This window comes from Streptomyces armeniacus, from assembly GCF_003355155.1.
In the GTDB taxonomy this organism is placed as follows: domain Bacteria; phylum Actinomycetota; class Actinomycetes; order Streptomycetales; family Streptomycetaceae; genus Streptomyces; species Streptomyces armeniacus.
Window position 1 is genome coordinate 1,513,721 of the sequence record NZ_CP031320.1, and the last position, 20,791, is coordinate 1,534,511.

The 20,791-nt window shown below is 73.2% G+C and carries 20 protein-coding genes; 17 read left to right on the plus strand and 3 right to left on the minus strand.

Translation table 11 applies throughout. The features are described 5' to 3' along the window. Nucleotides 1-58 precede the first annotated feature (58 nt). Nucleotides 59-1,471: a replication-associated recombination protein A gene (locus DVA86_RS06655; RefSeq protein ID WP_208876538.1), complete on the plus strand. Its 1,413-nt coding sequence runs from the start codon at nucleotides 59-61 to the stop codon at nucleotides 1,469-1,471. 62 nt (nucleotides 1,472-1,533) lie between these two features. Here the strand turns inward: DVA86_RS06655 and DVA86_RS06660 are convergent, their stop codons facing one another. Next, nucleotides 1,534-2,379: a DUF2470 domain-containing protein gene (locus DVA86_RS06660; RefSeq protein ID WP_425470772.1), complete on the minus strand. Its 846-nt coding sequence runs from the start codon at nucleotides 2,377-2,379 to the stop codon at nucleotides 1,534-1,536. Nucleotides 2,380-2,434: 55 nt separating this feature from the next. Between DVA86_RS06660 and rpsD the strand changes: the two genes are divergently transcribed. Further along, on the plus strand, nucleotides 2,435-3,046 hold the full coding sequence (gene rpsD / locus DVA86_RS06665) for a 30S ribosomal protein S4 (RefSeq protein ID WP_208876546.1): 612 nt from the start codon (nucleotides 2,435-2,437) through the stop codon (nucleotides 3,044-3,046). Nucleotides 3,047-3,185: 139 nt separating this feature from the next. Here rpsD and DVA86_RS06670 read toward each other — a convergent pair whose 3' ends face one another. Next, nucleotides 3,186-5,573, minus strand: a complete 2,388-nt coding sequence (locus tag DVA86_RS06670) for an ATP-binding protein (protein WP_208876548.1) — start codon at nucleotides 5,571-5,573, stop codon at nucleotides 3,186-3,188. Nucleotides 5,574-5,785: 212 nt separating this feature from the next. Here DVA86_RS06670 and DVA86_RS06675 point away from each other — a divergent pair, with 212 nt between their 5' ends. The 14 genes from DVA86_RS06675 to nusB all read left to right on the plus strand — a co-directional run bounded on the left by DVA86_RS06675 (nucleotide 5,786) and on the right by nusB (nucleotide 19,130). Further along, nucleotides 5,786-6,226, plus strand: coding sequence for a DUF948 domain-containing protein (locus DVA86_RS06675; RefSeq protein WP_208876549.1), 441 nt, complete (start codon nucleotides 5,786-5,788; stop codon nucleotides 6,224-6,226). 9 nt (nucleotides 6,227-6,235) lie between these two features. After that, on the plus strand, nucleotides 6,236-6,607 hold the full coding sequence (locus DVA86_RS06680) for a DUF6167 family protein (RefSeq protein ID WP_208876551.1): 372 nt from the start codon (nucleotides 6,236-6,238) through the stop codon (nucleotides 6,605-6,607). Continuing rightward, nucleotides 6,607-9,270: an alanine--tRNA ligase gene (gene alaS, locus DVA86_RS06685; RefSeq protein WP_208876552.1), complete on the plus strand. Its 2,664-nt coding sequence runs from the start codon at nucleotides 6,607-6,609 to the stop codon at nucleotides 9,268-9,270. The genes DVA86_RS06680 and alaS overlap by 1 nt, the downstream gene beginning before the upstream one ends. Next, a complete protein-coding gene (gene ruvX / locus DVA86_RS06690; RefSeq protein WP_208876554.1) occupies nucleotides 9,270-9,734 on the plus strand; it encodes a Holliday junction resolvase RuvX in 465 nt (154 codons plus the stop codon). The genes alaS and ruvX overlap by 1 nt, the downstream gene beginning before the upstream one ends. A 126-nt stretch (nucleotides 9,735-9,860) precedes the next feature. Further along, on the plus strand, nucleotides 9,861-11,600 hold the full coding sequence (mltG, locus tag DVA86_RS06695) for an endolytic transglycosylase MltG (RefSeq protein ID WP_208876555.1): 1,740 nt from the start codon (nucleotides 9,861-9,863) through the stop codon (nucleotides 11,598-11,600). Then, complete coding sequence (locus tag DVA86_RS06700) at nucleotides 11,600-12,466, plus strand: shikimate dehydrogenase (RefSeq protein ID WP_208876556.1); 867 nt, start codon at nucleotides 11,600-11,602, stop codon at nucleotides 12,464-12,466. The genes mltG and DVA86_RS06700 overlap by 1 nt, the downstream gene beginning before the upstream one ends. An 81-nt stretch (nucleotides 12,467-12,547) precedes the next feature. Beyond that, complete coding sequence (gene aroC / locus DVA86_RS06705) at nucleotides 12,548-13,732, plus strand: chorismate synthase (RefSeq protein WP_208876559.1); 1,185 nt, start codon at nucleotides 12,548-12,550, stop codon at nucleotides 13,730-13,732. Further along, complete coding sequence (locus DVA86_RS06710; RefSeq protein ID WP_208876561.1) at nucleotides 13,729-14,250, plus strand: shikimate kinase; 522 nt, start codon at nucleotides 13,729-13,731, stop codon at nucleotides 14,248-14,250. Before aroC ends, DVA86_RS06710 begins: the two co-directional genes overlap by 4 nt. Next, nucleotides 14,247-15,341 (plus strand): 3-dehydroquinate synthase, encoded by a 1,095-nt coding sequence (gene aroB / locus DVA86_RS06715; RefSeq protein ID WP_208876563.1) that lies wholly within the window; start codon nucleotides 14,247-14,249, stop codon nucleotides 15,339-15,341. The genes DVA86_RS06710 and aroB overlap by 4 nt, the downstream gene beginning before the upstream one ends. Further along, entirely contained in the window at nucleotides 15,338-15,781 is a 444-nt protein-coding gene (gene aroQ, locus DVA86_RS06720; RefSeq protein ID WP_208876565.1) for a type II 3-dehydroquinate dehydratase, read from the plus strand. The genes aroB and aroQ overlap by 4 nt, the downstream gene beginning before the upstream one ends. Before the next feature lie 266 nt (nucleotides 15,782-16,047). Then, nucleotides 16,048-16,908: an AAA family ATPase gene (locus DVA86_RS06725; protein WP_208884452.1), complete on the plus strand. Its 861-nt coding sequence runs from the start codon at nucleotides 16,048-16,050 to the stop codon at nucleotides 16,906-16,908. A 64-nt stretch (nucleotides 16,909-16,972) separates the two neighbouring features. Further along, nucleotides 16,973-18,079 carry a M24 family metallopeptidase gene (locus DVA86_RS06730; protein ID WP_208876566.1) on the plus strand — a complete coding sequence of 369 codons (1,107 nt, stop codon included), beginning with the start codon at nucleotides 16,973-16,975 and terminating at the stop codon, nucleotides 18,077-18,079. A 56-nt stretch (nucleotides 18,080-18,135) separates the two neighbouring features. Then, a complete protein-coding gene (gene efp, locus DVA86_RS06735; protein ID WP_208876567.1) occupies nucleotides 18,136-18,702 on the plus strand; it encodes an elongation factor P in 567 nt (188 codons plus the stop codon). Nucleotides 18,703-18,704: 2 nt separating this feature from the next. Then, nucleotides 18,705-19,130 (plus strand): transcription antitermination factor NusB, encoded by a 426-nt coding sequence (nusB, locus tag DVA86_RS06740; RefSeq protein ID WP_208876568.1) that lies wholly within the window; start codon nucleotides 18,705-18,707, stop codon nucleotides 19,128-19,130. Between the two features lie 355 nt (nucleotides 19,131-19,485). On the opposite strand, the gene bldD is transcribed toward nusB, so the two are convergent. Continuing rightward, complete coding sequence (bldD, locus tag DVA86_RS06745) at nucleotides 19,486-19,986, minus strand: transcriptional regulator BldD (RefSeq protein WP_070197848.1); 501 nt, start codon at nucleotides 19,984-19,986, stop codon at nucleotides 19,486-19,488. Nucleotides 19,987-20,193: 207 nt separating this feature from the next. On the opposite strand from bldD, the gene pyrR reads away from it, so the two are divergent. Next, complete coding sequence (pyrR, locus tag DVA86_RS06750; protein ID WP_208876569.1) at nucleotides 20,194-20,775, plus strand: bifunctional pyr operon transcriptional regulator/uracil phosphoribosyltransferase PyrR; 582 nt, start codon at nucleotides 20,194-20,196, stop codon at nucleotides 20,773-20,775. Nucleotides 20,776-20,791 lie beyond the last annotated feature (16 nt).

Below are 20,791 nucleotides of genomic sequence, written 5' to 3' on the forward strand. Positions count from 1 at the left end.
CGGGGGATCCGCCGCTCGGCCGCCCGCGTTGTCAGTGGCGTGACTTAGGGTTTCGGACGTGGAACCCGACCTGTTCACCGCCGCCGCCGAAGAGCGCCAGGCCACCGACCCCTCCGCCAGCCCCCTGGCCGTGCGGATGCGTCCGCGCGTCGTCGACGAGGTGGTCGGCCAGGAGCATCTGCTGCGCCCCGGATCACCGCTGCGCCGCCTCGTCGGCGAGGCCGGCGGCGGGCCCGCCGGGCCCTCGTCCGTGATGCTGTGGGGCCCGCCCGGCACCGGCAAGACGACGCTGGCGTACGTCGTCAGCCAGGCCACCGACAAGCGCTTCGTCGAGCTGTCGGCGATCACCGCCGGGGTCAAGGAGGTCCGGGCCGTCATCGAGGGGGCCAAGCGCTCCGCGGGGGCGTACGGCAAGGACACGGTCCTCTTCCTCGACGAGATCCACCGCTTCAGCAAGGCCCAGCAGGACTCCCTGCTGCCCGCCGTCGAGAACCGCTGGGTGACGCTCATCGCGGCGACCACCGAGAATCCGTACTTCTCGGTGATCTCCCCGCTGCTGTCCCGTTCGCTGCTGCTCACCCTGGAGCCGCTGACCGACGACGACCTGCGGGGCCTGCTGCAGCGCGCGGTGAGCGAGGAGCGCGGGCTCGGCGGCGCGGTGGAGCTGCCGGAGGACGCGGTGGCGTATCTGCTCCGGATCGCGGGCGGCGACGCCCGCCGCGCGCTGACCGCGCTCGAGGCGGGCGCGGGTGCGGCGCTGACCAAGGGCGAGGCGGAGGTCACGGTCCAGTCGCTGGAGGAGGCGGTCGACCGGGCGGCGATCACGTACGACCGGGACGGCGACCAGCACTACGACGTGGCCAGCGCCCTGATCAAGTCCATCCGCGGCTCAGACGTGGACGCGGCGCTGCACTATCTCGCGCGGATGATCGAGGCGGGCGAGGACCCGAGGTTCATCGCGCGGCGGCTGATGATCTCGGCCAGCGAGGACATCGGGCTGGCCGACCCGAGCGCCCTCCAGACCGCCGTCGCGGCGGCCCAGGCCGTCGCCATGATCGGCTTCCCCGAGGCCCGTATCACCCTCGGGCACGCCACGGTCGCGCTGGCCCTGGCGCCCAAGTCCAACGCCGCGTGCGTCGCGATCGACGCGGCGCTCGCCGACGTACGGGCGGGCGTGGCCGGACCGGTGCCCGCGCACCTGCGGGACAGCCACTACAAGGGCTCGACGAAGCTCGGCCACGGCAAGGGCTATCAGTACCCGCACGATCTGCCCGGCGGCATCGCCGCGCAGCAGTACGCGCCGGACGGAGTCCACGGGAAGCGGTATTACGAGCCGACGAGGTACGGCGCGGAGGCCCGTTATGCGGACGTGGCCGAGCGCGTGCGCGCCCGGCTGCGCGGCGAGGCGCCGCCCGCGGCTCCGCCATCGGCACCGCGCGAGGGGCCGCGGGGCGAGCAGCGGGAGGAGTGAACGGGCCGGGGCACGGGCGCGCCGCCGCCCGTGCCCCGCGTCCGTACGCCGCCCCGCCGCGCTCACCGCTCCGCGGCGGCGGCCTCGAACAACTGGTGCATGGCCAGCCGCAGTCCGGCCACGTCCCGCACCGCGTCCGGGAACTCGAAGCGCGCGTCGAAGCACCGCTCCGCCACGGCGAACCGCACCCGCATCCCGTACCGGTCCAGCGCCAGCGGCGTCACCTGGTCCCAGGTCCCGCAGCTCTGCCGGAACTCGCCGCCCAGCAGCGTGCACAGCCCCCGCAGCCGCCCCTCGTGCGCGGCCGCCAGGTGCTGCAGCAGCTCCGCCTCGTGCGGCGCCAGCGGGTCGGGGCGGGCGGCGGCGAAGTCCTCGGGCTCGACCTGCTCCTCGCCCCAGAGGTCGTCCACGTACGCCTCGCCCACCTCGAGCCGCAGCAGCATCCACGCCACGTCGGCGGCGGGCGCTCCGGGCCGGCGCTCGGCGAGGAGGCGGGCGTACGCGGCCCGCTGCTCGTTCCGTACGGCAGTGAGCCATCCGGCGACCCAGGCGCGGCCGCGCACGCGGTGCGGGACGGACACCGGGGCGACATCCGTGATCTCCATCACGGTGGTGATGTCGTCGTCCTGGGCGTATGCGGCGGCCCGGGCCGCCGGGGCGTCGGCGGGGAGCAGCAGGATCACGTCGCCGTCGGCGGTGACGGCGCGGGCGTCGGGGGACCAGGAGCCGAGCGGGTCCGGTGCGGCGGCCTCCGTGCCGGGAATGGCGAGGGTCGCGGTTACGCTGGATTCCACGAGGGTTCGTATGCACTCGGCCGCCGTGGGCTGCCGGGCGTCTTCCACGGGACGCGGCTGACCCGGTCCCGCATCGTCATCGGTGCCGGACAGGGGGATCCCAGGTCGAAACATGCGTTCTCCTCCGCTAAGGTAAGGCTCACCTAACTTACACGGAGGTCCGTTCAACGTGAACCAGTCGCGTCCCAAGGTCAAGAAGTCGCGGGCGCTCGGCATCGCCCTGACCCCGAAGGCCGTCAAGTACTTCGAGCAGCGCCCCTACCCGCCGGGTGAGCACGGCCGCGGCCGCAAGCAGAACAGCGACTACAAGGTCCGGCTGCTGGAGAAGCAGCGGCTGCGCGCGCAGTACGACATCAGCGAGCGCCAGATGGCGCGTGCCTACGACCGCGCTCGGAAGGTCGAAGGCAAGACGGGCGAGGCCCTGATCATCGAGCTGGAGCGCCGTCTGGACGCGCTCGTCCTGCGGTCCGGCCTGGCCCGCACGATCTACCAGGCCCGCCAGATGGTGGTGCACGGCCACATCGCGGTCAACGGCCGCAAGGTCGACAAGCCGTCGTTCCGGGTCAGCCCCGACGACGTCGTGCAGGTGCGCGAGCGCAGCAAGACCAAGCACCCGTTCCTGGTCGCCCGCGAGGGCGGCTACGCGCCCGACGGCGAGACGCCGCGCTATCTCGAGGTGAACCTCGAAGCGCTCGCCTTCCGGCTGGACCGGGACCCGAACCGCAAGGAGGTCCCGGTGATCTGCGACGAGCAGATGGTCGTGGAGTACTACGCACGCTGAGTCCGCGCGGAGTCCGTACGCCGAGCCCGTACGGGTTCCGTACGCGCCGCGTGCGACAGGCGTCCGCCGGGCGGGGCCGGAACGGCCTGCGCCGGTTCCCGTACGCGGGGTTGACCGGCGGCCGTTCCGGCCCCGCCTGTCACAGCTGCCAGGCGCCCGGCGTGCCGTACTCGCGCAGCCGGTCGCCCGTGCCGCCTCCGCAGCCGGGCGCCCGCGCGCTGCCGCTCCCGGAGTCGCTGTCCGTGCCGTCGCTGCCGGTGCCGTCCGTCTCGCCACCGGGACCGCCACCGGGACCGCCACCAGGACCGGCGCCGAGCGCCGGCCGCAGCGCCGCCGCCGTACGCTCCCGCCGTGCCCGCACCTCGCGGGCGACGACCGTACGCAGCCCGAGCCGCCGCCCGCGCAGCCGCGCCGCCTCGTACGCCTCCGTGCCCAGCGCGGCGCGCGCGTCCGTGCGGGCGTCCGCGCCGTGGTCGCCGGCGTGCGCGGCGCCGCGGCGCCGCAGACCGGCCGTACGCCAGCCGCAGGCGGCGGCGCCGAGCAGCTCGGCGGCGCGCTCCGGCGCGTGGGGGGCGGTGAGCAGCGCCAGCGTCTCCAGCGCCATCGCCATGCCGAGCACGTCGTCCAGCTCGTGCTTGAGGGTCAGCGACGCCACGCTCAGCGCCGTCGCCCGGTCCCGCTCCCCGCGTGCCAGATGGGCGTGCGCGAGGGCGTACAGCGCGTACGACAGCGCCCACTGCTCGCCGCTGTCGGCCAGGATCTCCCGCGCCTCCTCGCCGAGCGCCACGGCCTCCGCGGTCTTGCCGTCGCGGGCGTGCGCCAGCGCCAGCATCACCTGGGCGAGGACGACGAGGGTGTTCAGCTCGCCGAGGCTGCGGAAGCGTTCCAGCGCCTCGCCCAGCAGGGCCCTGGCACGCGGCAGGTCGCCGTCGGTGAGGGCCAGGCAGCCGAGTATCTGCGTCGCGTACGCCGCGGCCGCCGCGTCGTCGTGGGCCTCCGCCAGGTCCAGGCACTCGTGCAGCGCGCCCAGCGCACCGACGGTGTCCGCACGCAGCACGTGCAGCAGCCCCGCGGCCCACAGCGCCTTCGCCCGCACCTCGGGCTGGTGGCCCTCGACGGCCAGCGCCCGGTCCAGCCAGCGGCTGCCCTCGTCGAGCCGGCCGCACACGATCCAGTGGAACCACAGCGTCCCGGCGAGGTACTGGCCCAGGTGCGGGTCCTCCGGGCTCTCCAGGCTGTACTCGAGGGCCAGCCGCAGGTTCGGCAGCTCCTGCTCCACCCGGGCCGAGACCTCCGTCTGCCGCGGGCTGAACCAGTCCAGCTCACACCAGGTCGCCAGCCCCAGGTACCAGTCGCGGTGCCGCTGCCGCAGCCGGTCCCGGTCGCCCAACTCGGCCAGCCAGCCGGCGCCGTACTCGCGCACGGTGTCGAGCAGCCGGTAGCGCGCCTGCCCGTCGGTGCCGTCCTGTTCCTCCCGTACGACCACGGACTGCGCGACGAGCCCGGACAGCGCCGGAAGCACCTGGTCCGCCGGGAGGTCGCCACCCGCGCACAGGTACTCGGCGGCCTCCAGCCCGAAGTCGCCGCCGAACACGGACAGGCGCGCCCACAGCAGCCGCTCCTGCGGGGTGCACAGCTCGTGGCTCCAGCCGACCGCCGTACGCAGCGCCCGGTGCCGGGGCACGGAGGCGTGGTCGGCGCCGGTCAGCAGCGCGAACCGGTCGTCGAGGCGGTGCGCGAGCTGCTGCAGCGACAGCGCGCGCAGCCGTCCGGCGGCGAGTTCGACGGCGAGCGGGATGCGGTCGAGCCGCTCGCACAGCTCGCGGACGGCCCCCGTACGGGCGCCAGCGGCGCTGGACGTACCGAAGCCCGGAAGGACGGCGGAGGCGCGCTCGCGGAACAGCTCGACGGCGTCCTCGGTGCTCATCCGGCCCAGCAGGAACGTCTGTTCACCGGTGAGCTCCAGCGGGCGCCGCCCCGTCGCCAGCACCCGCAGCCCCGGCGCGCGGCGCAGCAGGTCCTCGGCCAGCTCCGCGCACTCCGGCGCCAGATGCTCGACGCCGTCCAGCACCAGCAGCGCCGAACGCCGCGCGAAGTGGCGGTGCAGCACGGAACGGGGCGAACGGCCGCGGCTGTCGGCGAGCCCCAGCGCGTCGACGACGGTGTGGTCGAGCAGCGCGCCGTCCCGCAGCGCGGACAGTTCGACCAGCCACACCCCGCTGCAGAAGCGATTTTGCACGCGCTGCGCGCAGTGCACCGCGAGCCGCGACTTGCCCATGCCGCCCATCCCCGTCACGGTGACCAGCCGGGCGGCGGCCATCCGCAGGCAGAGCTGGGCCGCTTCGGAGCGGCGGCCGACGAGCCGGTCGAGCGGAGCGGGCAGGTTGCCCGGAGGCGGCGGACCGCCGGGTCCGGCCGCCGGGTCGGGGTCGTCGGCCGGGTCGGGCGCCGCCGCCGGGTCGGGGTCGTCACCCGGACCGTCGGAAGAATCCCGGGAGTTCGGGTCGGAGCGCGGGAAGCGTCGCATGAAACACGGAGCGTACTTGCAAGCGTGCGGACCGTACAATCGCCTGAAACGGGCGCGTTGATGCGTACGACCCCAGGTCGGCCGCGCCCCTAATGCGGTACGGAAGCCCATGCCCGGCGCGATAAGGTCGGTAATCCGCCGCCGCACCCGGAGCGGTCCGCGTCCCTGAGGCGGCGGCCGACCCCCATACGAACCGAAGGAAGCGGTGCAGCGTGTCCGGTGGAGAAGTGGCCGGCCTCCTCGTGGCCGTCTTCTGGGCGATCCTCGTGTCGTTCCTCGCCGTGGTGCTGGTGAGGCTCGCGCAGACGCTCAAGGCGGCGACCAAGCTGGTGACGGGCGTGACGGAGCGTGCGGTCCCGCTGCTCGGCGAGGCCTCCGCGACCGTACGGTCCGCGCAGACCCAGCTGGAACGGGTGGACTCGATCGCCACCGACGTCCAGGAGGTCACCGCCAACGCCTCCGCGCTCTCCAGCACCGTCTCGTCCGTCTTCGGCGGACCGCTGGTGAAGGTGGCGTCCTTCGGATACGGCGTGCGCCGCGCACTCGGGCGCAAGCGCGACCCGGAACCCGCGCCCGCGCGCCGGAGCAAGGTCGTGCCCGGGCGTACGCTGCCCGCCGCCCGCCGCGGCGGCCGCAACCGTGGAAAGGGCTGATCCGCCACCATGTTCCGCCGAGCCTTCTGGTTCACCACCGGCGCCGCCGCGGGTGTCTGGGCCACCACCAAGGTCAACCGCAAGCTCCGCAGCCTGACGCCCGAATCGCTCGCCGGCCGCGCCGCCGACAAGGCGGTCGAGACGGGGCACCGGCTGCGCGACTTCGCGCTCGACGTGCGCGACAACATGGCGCAGCGCGAGGACGAACTCCACGACGCGCTCGGCCTGGACGCGCCCGTCGACGCGGACCACCCCGCGCTCCCGGCGCAGCCCGCGGCGCGCGCGCCGCTGACCTCGACGGGCACCGCGAAGCCGCGGCGGGCGCCGCAGATCAAGAACACGCACACGACACACCCGTACGACCGGAAAGAGGACCACTGATGGAGTCGGCTGAAATCCGCCGCCGCTGGCTGCGCTTCTTCGAGGAGCGCGGGCACACCGTCGTGCCGTCGGCGTCGCTGATCGCGGACGACCCGACGCTGCTCCTCGTGAACGCGGGCATGGTCCCCTTCAAGCCGTACTTCCTGGGCGAGGTCAAGCCGCCGTACGCCCGCGCCACCAGCGTCCAGAAGTGCGTGCGCACGCCGGACATCGAAGAGGTCGGGAAGACGACCAGGCACGGCACCTTCTTCCAGATGTGCGGCAACTTCTCCTTCGGGGACTACTTCAAGGAGGGCGCCGCCAAGCTCGCCTGGGAGCTGCTCACCACCCCGCAGGACGGCGGGGGTTACGGGCTGGACCCCGAGAAGCTGTGGATCACGGTCTACGAAGAGGACGACGACGCCTGGCACATCTGGCACGACACCGTGGGCGTCCCGGCCGAGCGCATCCAGCGCTTCGGCAAGGAGGAGAACTACTGGGACATGGGCGTCCCCGGCCCCTGCGGCCCCTGCTCCGAGGTGCACTACGACCGCGGCCCCGAGTTCGGCCCGGAGGGCGGCCCGCAGGCCAGCGACGAGCGCTACGTGGAGATCTGGAACCTGGTCTTCATGCAGTACGAGCGCGGTCCGGGCCAGGGCAAGGACTTCCCGATCCTCGGCGACCTGCCCAGCCAGAACATCGACACCGGACTCGGCCTCGAACGCCTGGCGATGATCCTCCAGGGCGTGCACAACATGTTCGAGATCGACACCTCGCGCATGCTCATCGACCGCGCCACCGAGCTGACGGGCGTACGGTACGGCGCGGCCGAGCACTCGGACGTGTCGCTGCGCGTCGTCGCCGACCACATCCGCACCGCCATCATGCTCATCGGCGACGGCGTCGCGCCCGGCAACGAGGGCCGGGGCTACGTCCTGCGCCGCATCATGCGCCGGGCCATCCGGAACATGCGCATCCTCGGCGCTTCCGGGCCCACCGTCGCGGAGTTGACGGACACGGTCATCAAGGCCATGGGCCCGCAGTACCCGGAGCTCGTCCAGGACCGCAAGCGGATCGAGACCGTCGCGCTGGCCGAGGAGGCCGCCTTCCTCAAGACGCTGAAGTCGGGCACCAACATCCTCGACACCGCCGTCACCGAGACCCGCGCCGGCGGCGGCAAGGTGCTGCCCGGCGACAAGGCGTTCCTGCTCCACGACACCTGGGGCTTCCCCATCGACCTCACCCTGGAGATGGCCGCCGAACAGGGCCTCTCGGTCGACGAGGAGGGCTTCCGGCGGCTGATGGCGGAGCAGCGCGACCGGGCCAAGGCCGACGCCAGGTCCAAGAAGCAGGGCCACGCCGACCTGTCCGCGTACCGCCAGGTCGCCGACTCCTCCGGCTCCACCGTCTTCACCGGCTACACCCACACGGAGGGCGAGGCCGCCGTCGTCGGGCTGCTCGTCGACGGGGTGCCCGCGCCCGCCGCGCACGAGGGCGACGAGGTCGAAGTCGTCCTGGACCGCACTCCGTTCTACGCCGAGGGCGGCGGCCAGCTCGCCGACACCGGCCGCATCCGGCTGGACAACGGCGCGGTCGTCGAGGTACGCGACGTGCAGCAGCCCGTCCCGGGCGTGAGCGTGCACAAGGGCGTCGTGCAGGTCGGCGAGGTCACCGTCGGCGCCGCCGCGTACAGCCAGATCGACCTGACCCGGCGCCGTTCCATCGCCCGCGCCCACAGCGCCACCCACCTGACGCACCAGGCGCTGCGCGACGCGCTCGGCCCGACGGCCGCGCAGGCCGGCTCGGAGAACGCGCCGGGCCGCTTCCGCTTCGACTTCGGCTCGCCGGCGGCCGTGCCCGGCGGCGTGCTCACCGACGTCGAGCAGAAGATCAACGAGGTGCTGGCCCGCGAACTGGACGTCTCCGCCGAGGTGATGTCCATCAACGAGGCCAAGAAGCAGGGCGCGCTCGCGGAGTTCGGCGAGAAGTACGGCGAGCAGGTGCGCGTCGTGTCCATCGGCGACTTCTCCAAGGAGCTGTGCGGCGGCACCCACGTGCACAACACCGCCCAGCTCGGCCTGGTCAAGCTGCTCGGGGAGTCGTCCATCGGCTCCGGCGTGCGCCGCGTCGAGGCCCTGGTGGGCGTGGACGCGTACCACTTCCTGGCCCGCGAGCACACCGTCGTCTCGCAGCTCACCGACCTGCTCAAGGGCCGGCCCGAGGAGCTGCCCGAGAAGATCTCCGGGGTGCTCGGCAGGCTCAAGGACGCCGAGAAGGAGATCGAGCGGTTCCGCGCCGAGAAGGTCCTCCAGGCCGCCGGCGGGCTCGCGGACGGCGCCAAGGACGTACGGGGCGTGGCCCTCGCGCTCGGCCGGGTGCCGGACGGTACGACGGCGGACGACCTGCGCACGCTCGTGCTCGACGTACGCGGCCGGCTCCAGGCGCGGCCCGCGGTCGTCGCGCTGTTCACGGTCACCAACGGCCGTCCGCTCACCGTCATCGCCACCAGCGACGCCGCCCGCGACCGCGGGCTGAAGGCCGGCGACCTGGTGCGCGCCGCGGCCAAGGCGCTCGGCGGCGGTGGCGGCGGCAAGCCGGACCTCGCGCAGGGCGGCGGCCAGGACCCGTCGGCCGTCGAGGAGGCCATGGCGGCGGTGGAGCGCCTGGTGGCGGAGAGCGCCTGATGCGACGCGGCAGACGGCTCGCCGTCGATGTCGGGGAGGCCCGTATCGGGGTCGCGAGCAGCGACCCCGACGGGCTCCTCGCGACGCCGGTCGAGACGGTTCCGGGCCGTGACGCTGCGTCAGCGCAGCGTCGGCTGGGTGAACTCGTCGCGGAATACGAGCCGCTGGAGGTCGTCGTCGGGCTGCCCCGGTCGATGAACGGCCGCGAGGGCCCGGCCGCCGCCAAGACCCGCGCGTTCGCCGAACGGCTGGCACGGGCCGTCATGCCCGTGCCCGTACGGCTCGTGGACGAGCGGCTGAGCACGGTCACCGCGGCCCAGGGGATGCGCGCCTCCGGCGTCAACGCCAAGAAGGGGCGTGCGCGCATCGACCAGGCGGCGGCGGTCGTCATCCTGCAGAGCGCGCTGGACACCGAACGCGCGTCCGGGCGTCCGCCGGGGCAGTGCGTCGAAGTGGTTGTCTGATCGCGATACGGTAACGTTCCGCGCGACACGGCAACCGTTCGAACGCCACCGCATGACGCGGGGAGTCCGGACCGTCGCGCCACCAGCGCGCACACCACGCTGCCGCCTTGCGGCGCAAGGGGATCGATGACTGAGTATGGCCGGGGTTCCGGCTCCCAACCGTGGCACCCCGAGGACCCGTTGTACGGGGACCAGGGGTGGGACGGTGGCCGGCCCGCCGCCCAGCAGGGCGAGTGGGATCCGTACGCCGGGGAGCAGTACCAGCAGCAGCCGTACCCCCAGCAGCACCAGCAGCAGTACCAAGGGCAGCAGTACCAGGGCCGGCAGCAGCCGTATCCGGGACACCAGGACCCGTACGGGCAGCAGCAGGGCCAGCACGGGCAGCAGGGCCAGCCGTACTACCAGCCGCAGCACCAGCAGCCCCCGTACGGCGACGGCGGCTGGGACACGCAGGGCGGCGGTCGGCAGCAGCCGTACCCGGGGCACCAGGACCCGTACGGGCAGCAGCACGATCCGTACGCCACGGGTGGGCATCCGCAGCACGATCCGTACGCGACCGGCGGCCACCCCCAGCACGACCCGTACGCCGGCCGGCAGCAGGGCCACCACCCCGCCGAACACGCCTACGCCCAGCCCGCACCGCCCCAGCGCGAGCAGCCGCCGCGGCGGCCCGGGCCCGACCAGGACACCGGCTGGGACGCGGGCCCGGACCAGGGCGAGCACGCGTTCTTCGCGGACCGCGACGAGGATGACGGCCAGGACGACTACGACGACCCGGACGCCCCCGACGGGCGCCGCGGACGCACCCGCCGCGGCGGCACCAAGCGGAAGGGCGGCTGCGCCTGCCTGGTCGTCGCGCTGGGCCTGGCCGGCGGACTGGGCACGATCGGCTACTTCGGCTACCAGTTCTACGAGTCGCGCTTCGGCGATGCCCCGGACTACTCCGGCAGCGGCCACGGCACCGTCCAGGTGGAGATCCCGGAGGGCTCCTCGCTGTCCGACATGGGCAACATCCTGAAGAAGGCCGGCATCGTGAAGAGCCACGACGCGTTCGTGGCCGCGGCCGAGGACAACGGCAAGTCCGCGGGCATCCACGCGGGCGTCTTCACGATGAAGAAGGAGATGTCCGCGAGCGCGGCCCTCGAGATGATGCTCGACCCGGCCAGCCAGAGCGCCCTCATCATCCCCGAGGGCCTGCGGGCGACGCAGATCTACGAACTCATCGACAAGAAGCTCGAGAAGAAGAAGGGGACGACCAAGAAGGCCGCGGCCGCCGGCGGGCTGGGCCTCCCCGAGTGGGCCGACGGCAACCCGGAAGGGCTGCTGTTCCCCGCGAAGTACACGGTCGGGCAGGACAGTTCGCCGCAGAGCGTCCTCAAGGGCATGGTCAAGCGCGCCGAGGCCGAGTACCGGAAGGCGGACCTGGAGACCGAGGCGCGCAAGCTCGGCAAGGACCCGCGGGACATCATCGCGATCGCCTCGCTGATCCAGGCCGAGGCGCAGGAGGACGCCGACTTCGGCAAGGTCTCCCGCGTCATCTACAACCGCCTCGAGAAACCCATGGCCCTCCAGTTCGACTCGACGATCAACTACGCCAAGGGCGAGTCGAAGCTCAACACCACGGTCGAGGACACGAAGTTCGACTCGCCGTACAACACGTACCTGCACGACGGACTGCCGCCCGGCCCCATCGACAACCCCGGCAACCAGGCGATCGAGGCGGCGCTGAACCCGGCCGAGGGCGACTGGCTCTTCTTCGTCAGCGTCAAGCCCGGCGACACCCGCTTCACGGACGACCACGCCGAACACGAGCGGAACGTCCAGGACTTCAACGACTACCAGCGCGAGAAGAGGAACGGCGGCTGATGGCGGAGCCGGAGCACAGGCGGGCGGCCGTACTCGGCTCGCCCATCGCCCACTCACTCTCGCCGGTCCTGCACCGTGCCGCGTACGACGAACTCGGCCTGAAGGGCTGGACGTACGAGCGCTACGAAGTGAACGAGTCGGGCATCGAGGACTTCCTGCGCGGCTTCGGCCCGGAGTGGGCCGGGCTGTCCCTGACGATGCCGCTCAAGCGCGCCGTCATCCCGCACCTCGACGAGATCACGCCGCACGCCGCGGCCGTCGAGGCCGTGAACACGGTGATCCGTACGGCGGACGGCCGCCGCGTCGGCACCAACACGGACATCCCCGGCATGGTCGCCGCCCTGCACGAGCGCGGTGTCGACCAGGTCCCGCACGCCGCCGTCCTCGGCGCCGGCGCCACCGCCTCGTCCGCCCTCGCCGCGCTCGCCCGCGTCTGCACGGGCGAGGTGACCGCGTACGTACGCGGCGAGGCACGCGCCGCGGAGATGCGCGGCTGGGGCGAGCGGCTGGGCGTGGACGTCCGTACGGCGCCCTGGGCCGACGCCGCCGAGGCGCTGCGCGCGCCTCTGGTCGTCGCCACCACCCCGGCCGGGGCGACGGACGTGCTGGCCGAGACGGCGGGCGGGCTGCCCGAACGTCCCGGGACGCTGTTCGACGTCCTCTACGAGCCGTGGCCGACGCCGCTCGCCGCAGCCTGGGAACGCCGGGGCGGGACCGTCGTCAGCGGGCTCGACCTCCTCGTACACCAGGCCGTCCTGCAGGTCGAGCAGATGACGGGCCGCACGCCCGCGCCCCTGGCCGCCATGCGCCGCGCGGGCGAGGACGCGCTCGCCGCGCGCTCGGGGGCGCCCCCGCCCGGCGGCTGACCGCCGCCCGGGGCCCGGGCCGCGCGTGGGAGGATCGGAGCAGGCAGACGTTGCGCTGAGGCGCGAGATCGAGGAGCACCGTTGAGCAGGTTGCGCTGGCTGACCGCGGGGGAGTCGCACGGCCCCGCACTCGTGGCGACGCTGGAGGGGCTGCCCTCCGGCGTGCCCGTGACCACCGACATGGTGGCGGACGGGCTGGCACGGCGCCGGCTGGGCTACGGCCGCGGCGCGCGTATGAAGTTCGAGCGCGACGAGGTGACGTTCCTCGGCGGCGTACGGCACGGGCTGACGATGGGCTCGCCGGTCGCGGTGATGGTCGGGAACACCGAGTGGCCGAAGTGGGAGCAGGTGATGGCGGCCGACCCGGTGGACCCGGAGGAGCTGGCCAAGCTCGCCCGCAACGCGCCGCTGACCCGGCCCCGGCCCGGCCACGCCGACCTGGCCGGCATGCAGAAGTACTCCTTCGACGAGGCACGGCCCGTCCTGGAGCGCGCCAGCGCCCGCGAGACGGCGGCTCGGGTGGCGCTCGGCACGGTGGCCCGCTCGTATCTCAACGAGACCGCCGGAATCGAGATCGTCTCGCACGTGGTGGAGCTGGGCGGCGCCAAGGCACCGCACGGTCTGCACCCCGTCCCCGGCGACGTCGCCGCGCTCGACGCGGACCCCGTGCGCTGCCTGGACGCGGAGGCGAGCGGCGCGATGGTGGCCGAGGTCGACCAGGCGCACAAGGACGGCGACACCCTCGGCGGTGTGGTGGAGGTGCTGGCGTACGGCGTGCCCGTCGGCCTCGGCTCGCACGTGCACTGGGACCGCAAGCTGGACGGGCGGCTGGCCTCCGCGCTGATGAGCATTCAGGCGATCAAGGGCGTCGAGCTCGGCGACGGCTTCGAACTGGCCCGGGTGCCGGGCTCCCGCGCGCACGACGAGATCCTCGTGACGGACCAGGGCGTACGCCGCGCCTCCGGCCGCTCCGGCGGCACCGAGGGCGGCCTGTCGACCGGTGAACTCCTGCGCGTACGGGCCGCGATGAAGCCCATCGCCACCGTGCCGCGCGCACTCGCCACCGTCGACGTGGCCACCGGCGAGCCCGCGCAGGCGCACCACCAGCGCTCCGACGTGTGCGCCGTGCCGGCCGCCGGGATCGTGGCCGAGGCGATGGTCGCGCTGGTGCTCGCGGACGCGGTGGCCGAGAAGTTCGGCGGCGACAGCGTGGCCGAGACCCGCCGGAACCTCACCGGATACCTCGAGCACCTGGAGATCACATGAGCACGCCCGGACCGGTGGCCGTCCTCGTCGGCCCGCCCGGAGCGGGCAAGTCCACGGTGGGACACCTTCTCGCGGAGCGGCTCGGCACCACGTACCGCGACACCGACAGCGACATCGTGGCGACCGCGGGCAAGACAATCTCGGACATCTTCCTCGACGACGGCGAGCCGCACTTCCGCGAGCTGGAGCAGGCCGCCGTACGGGCCGCCGTCACCGGGCACGACGGCGTGCTGTCGCTCGGCGGCGGCGCGATCCTGTCCGCCGAGACCCGGGAGCTGCTGGCCGGACTCCCGGTCGCCTTCCTCGACATGGGCGTGGCCGAGGCCGTCAAGCGGGTCGGCCTGGACGCACCCCGCCCGCTGCTCACCGTCAACCCGCGCAAGCAGTGGCGGGAGCTGATGGAGAAGCGCCGCCCGCTGTACACCGAGGTCGCCCGTGCCGTCGTCAGCACGGAGGAACGCAGTCCGGAAGAGGTCGCGCAGGCGGTCCTCGACGCATTGGAGCTCAAGCAGGTATGACCAGCCACGCCCACACGCGGATCACCGTCGGCGGCAGCGCCGGCAGCGACCCGTACGACGTGCTCATCGGACGGCAGCTGCTCGGTGAACTCCCGGGCCTGATCGGCCAGTCGGCGCGGCGCGTCGCCGTGCTCCACCCCGAGGCGCTCGCCGAGACCGGCGGGGTGCTGCGCGAGGACCTCGCCGCACAGGGCTACGAGGCGATCGCCGTGCAGCTGCCCAACGCCGAGGAGGCCAAGACCGCGGAGGTCGCCGCGTACTGCTGGAAGGCGCTCGGCCAGAGCGGCTTCACCCGTACCGACGTGATCGTCGGCGTCGGCGGCGGCGCCACCACCGATGTCGCGGGCTTCGTGGCCGCGACGTGGCTGCGCGGCGTGCGCTGGATCGCCGTGCCGACCACCGTGCTGGGCATGGTGGACGCGGCCGTCGGCGGCAAGACCGGCATCAACACCGCCGAGGGCAAGAACCTGGTGGGCGCCTTCCACCCGCCCGCCGGCGTGCTGTGCGACGTCGCCGCCCTCGACTCGCTCCCGGTGCACGACTACGTCAGCGGCCTCGCGGAGATCATCAAGGCGGGGTTCATCTCCGACCCGGTGATCCTGGACCTGGTCGAGAAGGACCCGCAGGCCGCCCGTACGCCCGAGGGCCCGCACACGGCCGAGCTGCTCGAGCGCTCCATCCGGGTCAAGGCGCAGGTCGTCGCCTCCGACCTGAAGGAGTCGGGCCTGCGCGAGATCCTCAACTACGGCCACACCCTCGCGCACGCCATCGAGAAGAACGAGCGCTACAACTGGCGGCACGGCGCCGCCGTCTCCGTCGGCATGGTCTTCGCCGCCGAACTGGGCCGGATCGCGGGACGGTTGGACGACGCCACCGCCGACCGGCACCGCGCGGTGCTGGAGTCCGTCGGGCTCCCCGTCACGTACCGCGGCGACCAGTGGCCCAAGCTGCTGGAGACGATGAAGGTCGACAAGAAGTCCCGCGGCGACCTGCTCCGCTTCATCGTCCTCGACGGCCTCGCCAAGCCCGCGGTCCTGGAGGGCCCCGACCCGGCCATGCTGCTCGCCGCGCACGCGGAGATCGCCGCATGAGCGCCCGCCGCGTCCACGTGCTGAACGGGCCCAACCTCGGCCGGCTCGGCTCCCGCGAGCCCGATGTCTACGGCTCCACGTCGTACACCGGGCTCGTCCAGCGGTGCACGGAGCTCGGCAAGGAGCTGGGCTTCGACGTCGAGGTGCGCGAGACCAACGACGAGGGCGAGATGGTCCGCTGGCTGCACGAGGCCGCCGACGGATCGATCCCGGTCGTGCTCAACCCCGGTGCGTTCACGCACTATTCGTACGCGATGCGGGACGCCGCGTCGCAGCGCACGGCACCGTTGATCGAGGTGCACATCTCGAACCCGTACACACGCGAGCAGTTCCGGCACACGTCGGTCGTCGCCGCCGTCGCCAGCGGTACGATCGCGGGCTTCGGCATCGGCTCGTACGCGCTCGCGCTGCGGGCGCTCGCGGAGGAACTCCCGGACTGAGCGCTTTTCCGGGGCACTCGGTGCCTTCTCCGGCCGTTCACATTGCGGTAGCCGGGGAAGGTACGGTTCGGTACCGACCACAAGACATCACACGGAGTGGGGAGCGGATGCAGCAGTTCGGGGCGCAGCCGCCCGTCCCGCCGCCAGGCCCCGCCCCCGGGCGCGCCGCCCAGGGGCACCAGGTTCCGCTTCCGGGCGGCCGTGCGTCCAGCCCGTGGCCGCCGCCACCGGCCGCGGGCTGGACGCACGGCGGCCAGGGCGGCCACATGCCGCCCGCACCACCGACAGGTCCCGCACCGCAGCAGCCGCCGGCGGGGCCCGCGCCGCATCCCCCGCAGGCGCCCGTGCCGCAGCCGCCGGCCCAGCATCCCCCGCAGGCACCAGCACAGCAGCCGCCCGTACCGCACTCGCCCGCACCGCAGCAGCCGCCGGGGCCCGCGCCCCGGCCGCCCGCCGGTTCGGCGCCGCGGCACGCGCCCGTCGACACCACCGGGCACATCCAGCTGCCGACCGGCGCCCCCGTCGAGATACCCGCGCCCGGCGCCGACCCCGCCCAGCCGGACGCCACCCACGCCGCCGTCGCCGTCCTGCTGATCGGCGCGGCGGGCGCGGGCAAGACGACCGTCGCCCAGTACTGGGCCGCCCGGCGGCCCGTGCCCACCGCGCACATCAGCCTGGACGACGTACGCGAGTGGGTGCGCTCCGGTTTCGCCGACCCGCAGGCGGGCTGGAACGACCACTCCGAGGCGCAGTACCGGCTGGCCCGCCGCACCTGCGGCTTCGCCGCCCGCAACTTCCTCGCGAACGGCATCTCCTGCATCCTCGACGACGCCGTCTTCCCCGACCGCCCCGTGATCGGCCTCGGCGGCTGGAAGCGGCACGTCGGCCCCGGCCTGATCCCCGTGGTGCTGCTGCCGGGCCTGGAGGTCGTCCTGGAGCGGAACGCCGCACGCTCCGGCAACCGCCGCCTCTCCGACGAGGAGGTGGCGCGCATCCACGGCAGGATGGCGGGCTGGTACGGCTCCGGGCTGCCGATCATCGACAACTCCCGCCAGGACGTCGCCACCACGGCCCGCATGCTCGACGAGGTAGTGGCCCGCAGCCTGACGAGCCCTCCGAACTGGTAGCCACGGTCGCCCGCACGGCCGTTCTCGAGAGGCCGACCGCGGCGGTCGACCGTACGCTCGCCGTATGTCCGAGGTGCACGTCACACGCCGCGCGCGGTTGCGCGAGCGCTGCGAGGCACAGGGCGGCCCGGCGGGCGCGGCGCTGATCACACTCCCCGCCAACATCCGTTATCTGACGGGCTGCGCCCCGGCCGGGCCCGCCGCGCTGCTGCTCACCCCCGAGCCCCGCGACGTGCTGCTCGGCTCGCCCGACACCACGGCGGCCGTGACCGACGAGAGCCTGCGCGGCAGCGTCCTCCCCGTCACCCGCGGCGACCCGGCGGCCGCCGCGGGGGAGCTGGCGGCGGGGGCCGGCGTGGACACCCTCGCCGTCGAGGAGCACCATCTGACCGTCGCCCGGCACCGCGCGCTGGCCGACGCCGCGCCCCGGCTCCGGCTGACCGGCCTCGCGTGCGCCGTCGAGCAGCAGCGGCTGGTCAAGGACGAGGAGGAGATCTCCGCGCTGCGCGTCTCCGCCGAGATGACCGACCACGCACTCGGCGAACTCCTCGAGTCGATCCTCGTCGGCCGCACCGAACGGCATCTCGCCCTCGAGCTGGAGCGCCGCCTGATCGACCACGGCGCGGAGGGCCCGGCGTTCCCCACATCCGTCGCCACGGGCAGCCACGCCGGCATCCCGGGCCACCGGCCGACGGACCGCCGGGTGGAGGAGGGGGACTTCCTGTCGGTGTGCCTCGGCGCCCGCTACCGCGGCTACCGCTGCCAGATCGGCCGAACATTCGTGATCGGCACCGCACCCGCGACCTGGCAGATCGAGCTGTACGACCTCGTCTTCGCCGCTCAGCGGGCCGGCCGGGAGGCGCTGACGCCCGGCACCGAGTACCGTGCGGTGGACCGCGCGACCCGGCACGTGCTGGACGCGGCGGGGTACTCGGACGCGCTCGACCCCAGCACCGGGCACGGAGTCGGACTGGAATTCCGTGAGGACCCTCGGCTGTGCCCCGATGCCATGGGTAAACTGGACGCTTGTGTGCCGGTCACCGTCGAGCCGGGGGTCCACCTCCCGGGCCGGGGCGGCGTCCGGATCGACGACACGCTCGTCGTCCGCCCGCAGGCGGACGGCGGACCCGAGCTACTCACCATCACGACCAAGGAGCTGCTCGCGCTCTGACCAAGGGGCTGCGGATCCTGGTCCCCGCAGCAGCAGTCTCAGGAGATTCCGCAACCGTGGCTTCCACGAACGACCTCAAGAACGGCATGGTGCTCAAGCTCGACGGCGACCAGCTCTGGTCCGTCGTCGAGTTCCAGCACGTCAAGCCCGGCAAGGGCCCCGCATTCGTCCGCACCAAGCTGAAGAACGTGCTCTCCGGCAAGACCGTGGACAAGACGTTCAACGCCGGCACCAAGGTCGAGACGGCCACAGTGGACCGACGCGGCATGCAGTTCTCGTACATGGACGGCGACCATTTCGTCTTCATGGACATGGACACCTACGACCAGATCCACATCCCGCGCGAGGTCGTCGGCGACACCGCCAACTACCTCGTCGAGGGCTTCGAGGCCACAGTGGCGATGTACCAGGGCAACCCGCTCTCCGTCGAGCTGCCCGCCGCCGTCGAGCTGACCATCGAGCACACCGAGCCCGGCGTCCAGGGCGACCGCTCCACCGGCGGCTCCAAGCCCGCGCGCCTGGAGACCGGTTACGAGATCGGCGTCCCCCTCTTCATCACGACCGGTGAGAAGATCAAGGTCGACACCCGCTCCGGCGAGTACCTCGGCCGGGTGAACAGCTAACCGTGGCTGCCCGCAACAAGGCGCGCATGCGCGCCTTCCAGATCCTCTTCGAGGCCGACCAGCGCGGCAGCGCCGTGACGGCGGTCCTCGCGGACTGGATACGTCTCGCGCGGACAGACGACCGCCAGCCGCCCGTCGGGGAATACACCATGGAGCTGGTCGAGGGGTACGCCGAGCACGCGGACCGCATCGACGAGCTGCTCGCCACCTACGCGGTGGGCTGGACGCTCGACCGGATGCCGGTCGTGGACCGCAGCGTGCTGCGGCTCGGGGCGTACGAACTGATCTGGGCCGACGAGACACCCGACGCCGTGGTGATAGACGAGGCGGTGCAGCTGGCGAGACGGTTCTCCACCGACGACTCGCCCGCCTTCGTCAACGGGCTGCTCGGCCGCCTGAAGGACCTGAAGCCGAGCCTGCGGCGCTGACAAGCCGGAGACGCGCGGGGCCCGGGACGCACATGGCGTCCCGGGCCCTCGTCGTCCGCCGCCGGGATTCTGAGCGATTCCGGGGCCGCACGTGTCGGCGGCGGCGGTCCGGCGTGTCAGGCACCGGTGTCAGACCTGCTGCGCTGGCCGGCCCTGCTGCACGGGCTCTGCTGCGCGGGCCCTGTGGCAAGGGTCCTGCGGCACGAGACCTGCCGCACGAGCCCCGCCGCGTACGCACACGCCGTACGCGTGAGGCGTGCCGCCTCGGGAGCGCTCACGCGCTTACGCGCTCACCAGCGCCGCGGCACACAGCGGGTGCCGCGCGCAGGGGCGCAGGCGGCGCCGCGTGCGGGTCTCAGGCGTCCTCGTGCGCCACCGCGCGGCGCGCGTCCGCGTCCAGCACGCCCCAGCTGATCAGCTGCTCGGTCAGCACCGACGGCGACTGGTCGTAGATCACGGCGAGGGTGCGCAGGTCGTCCTGGCGGATCGAGAGCACCTTGCCGTTGTAGTCACCGCGCTGGCTCTGGATGGTCGCCGCATACCGCTGGAGCGGCCCGGCCTTCTCCGGCGGCACGTGTGCCAGCCGCTCCAGGTCGAGCACGAGCTTCGGCGGCGGCTCCGCCGCGCCGCCGGGCGTGGTGCCCGGCAGCAGCTCCTGCACCGGAACGCCGTAGAAATCCGCCAGCTCGGCGAGGCGCTGCACGGTCACCGCTCGGTCGCCGCGCTCGTACGAGCCGACCACCACGGCCTTCCAACGGCCCTGGGACTTCTCCTCGACACCATGGAGCGAGAGTCCCTGCTGGGTGCGGATGGCCCGGAGCTTCGCTCCGAGCTGCTTGGCGTATTCGCTGGACATAAGGCTCCCCGGAAGACGTCGTGGTAACTCACTGTGAGATTACGCAGCGTAATGTGTGCCGTCAAGCCGAACGAGTTCTCCTGCGCCCGATCAGGTCGAATACGGGCGAATGCGGAGCGCCGGGGGCGCCCTGCTACCGTTGTCGGCGCACCTATCCGACGTCCTTTAATACCGTCCCGTGAGGCGGAGAAGGAGGTCCGTTCTCCCATGGACAACGGCAGCGCACGTTCAGGCACGGGGCGTCCCGTGCTGGAGGCACCCGACATCGCGCGGGTGCTGACCCGCATAGCCCACGAGATCGTCGAACGCGCCAAGGGCGCCGACGACGTGGTGCTCCTGGGCATTCCCACCCGCGGCGTGTTCCTCGCCCGGCGGCTGGCGGCCAAGCTCGACGAGATCACCTCGCGCCCGGTCCCGGTCGGCTCCCTCGACATCACCATGTACCGCGACGACCTGCGCATGAAGCCCGCCCGCGCGCTGGCGCGCACGGACATCCCGGCGGACGGCGTCGATGGCCGGCTGGTCGTCCTCGTCGACGACGTGCTCTTCTCCGGACGCACCATCCGCGCCGCCCTCGACGCGCTGGGCGACATCGGGCGGCCCCGCGCCGTACAGCTCGCGGTCCTCGTCGACCGCGGCCACCGCGAGCTGCCGATCCGCGCCGACTACGTCGGCAAGAACCTCCCCACCTCGCTGCGGGAGACGGTCAAGGTCCAGCTCACCGAGGAGGACGGCCGTGACGGCGTGCTTCTGGGCGCCCGCGGGACCGCCCCGGCGGGCGAGCGCTAGCGCGAGCCCCGCGCGC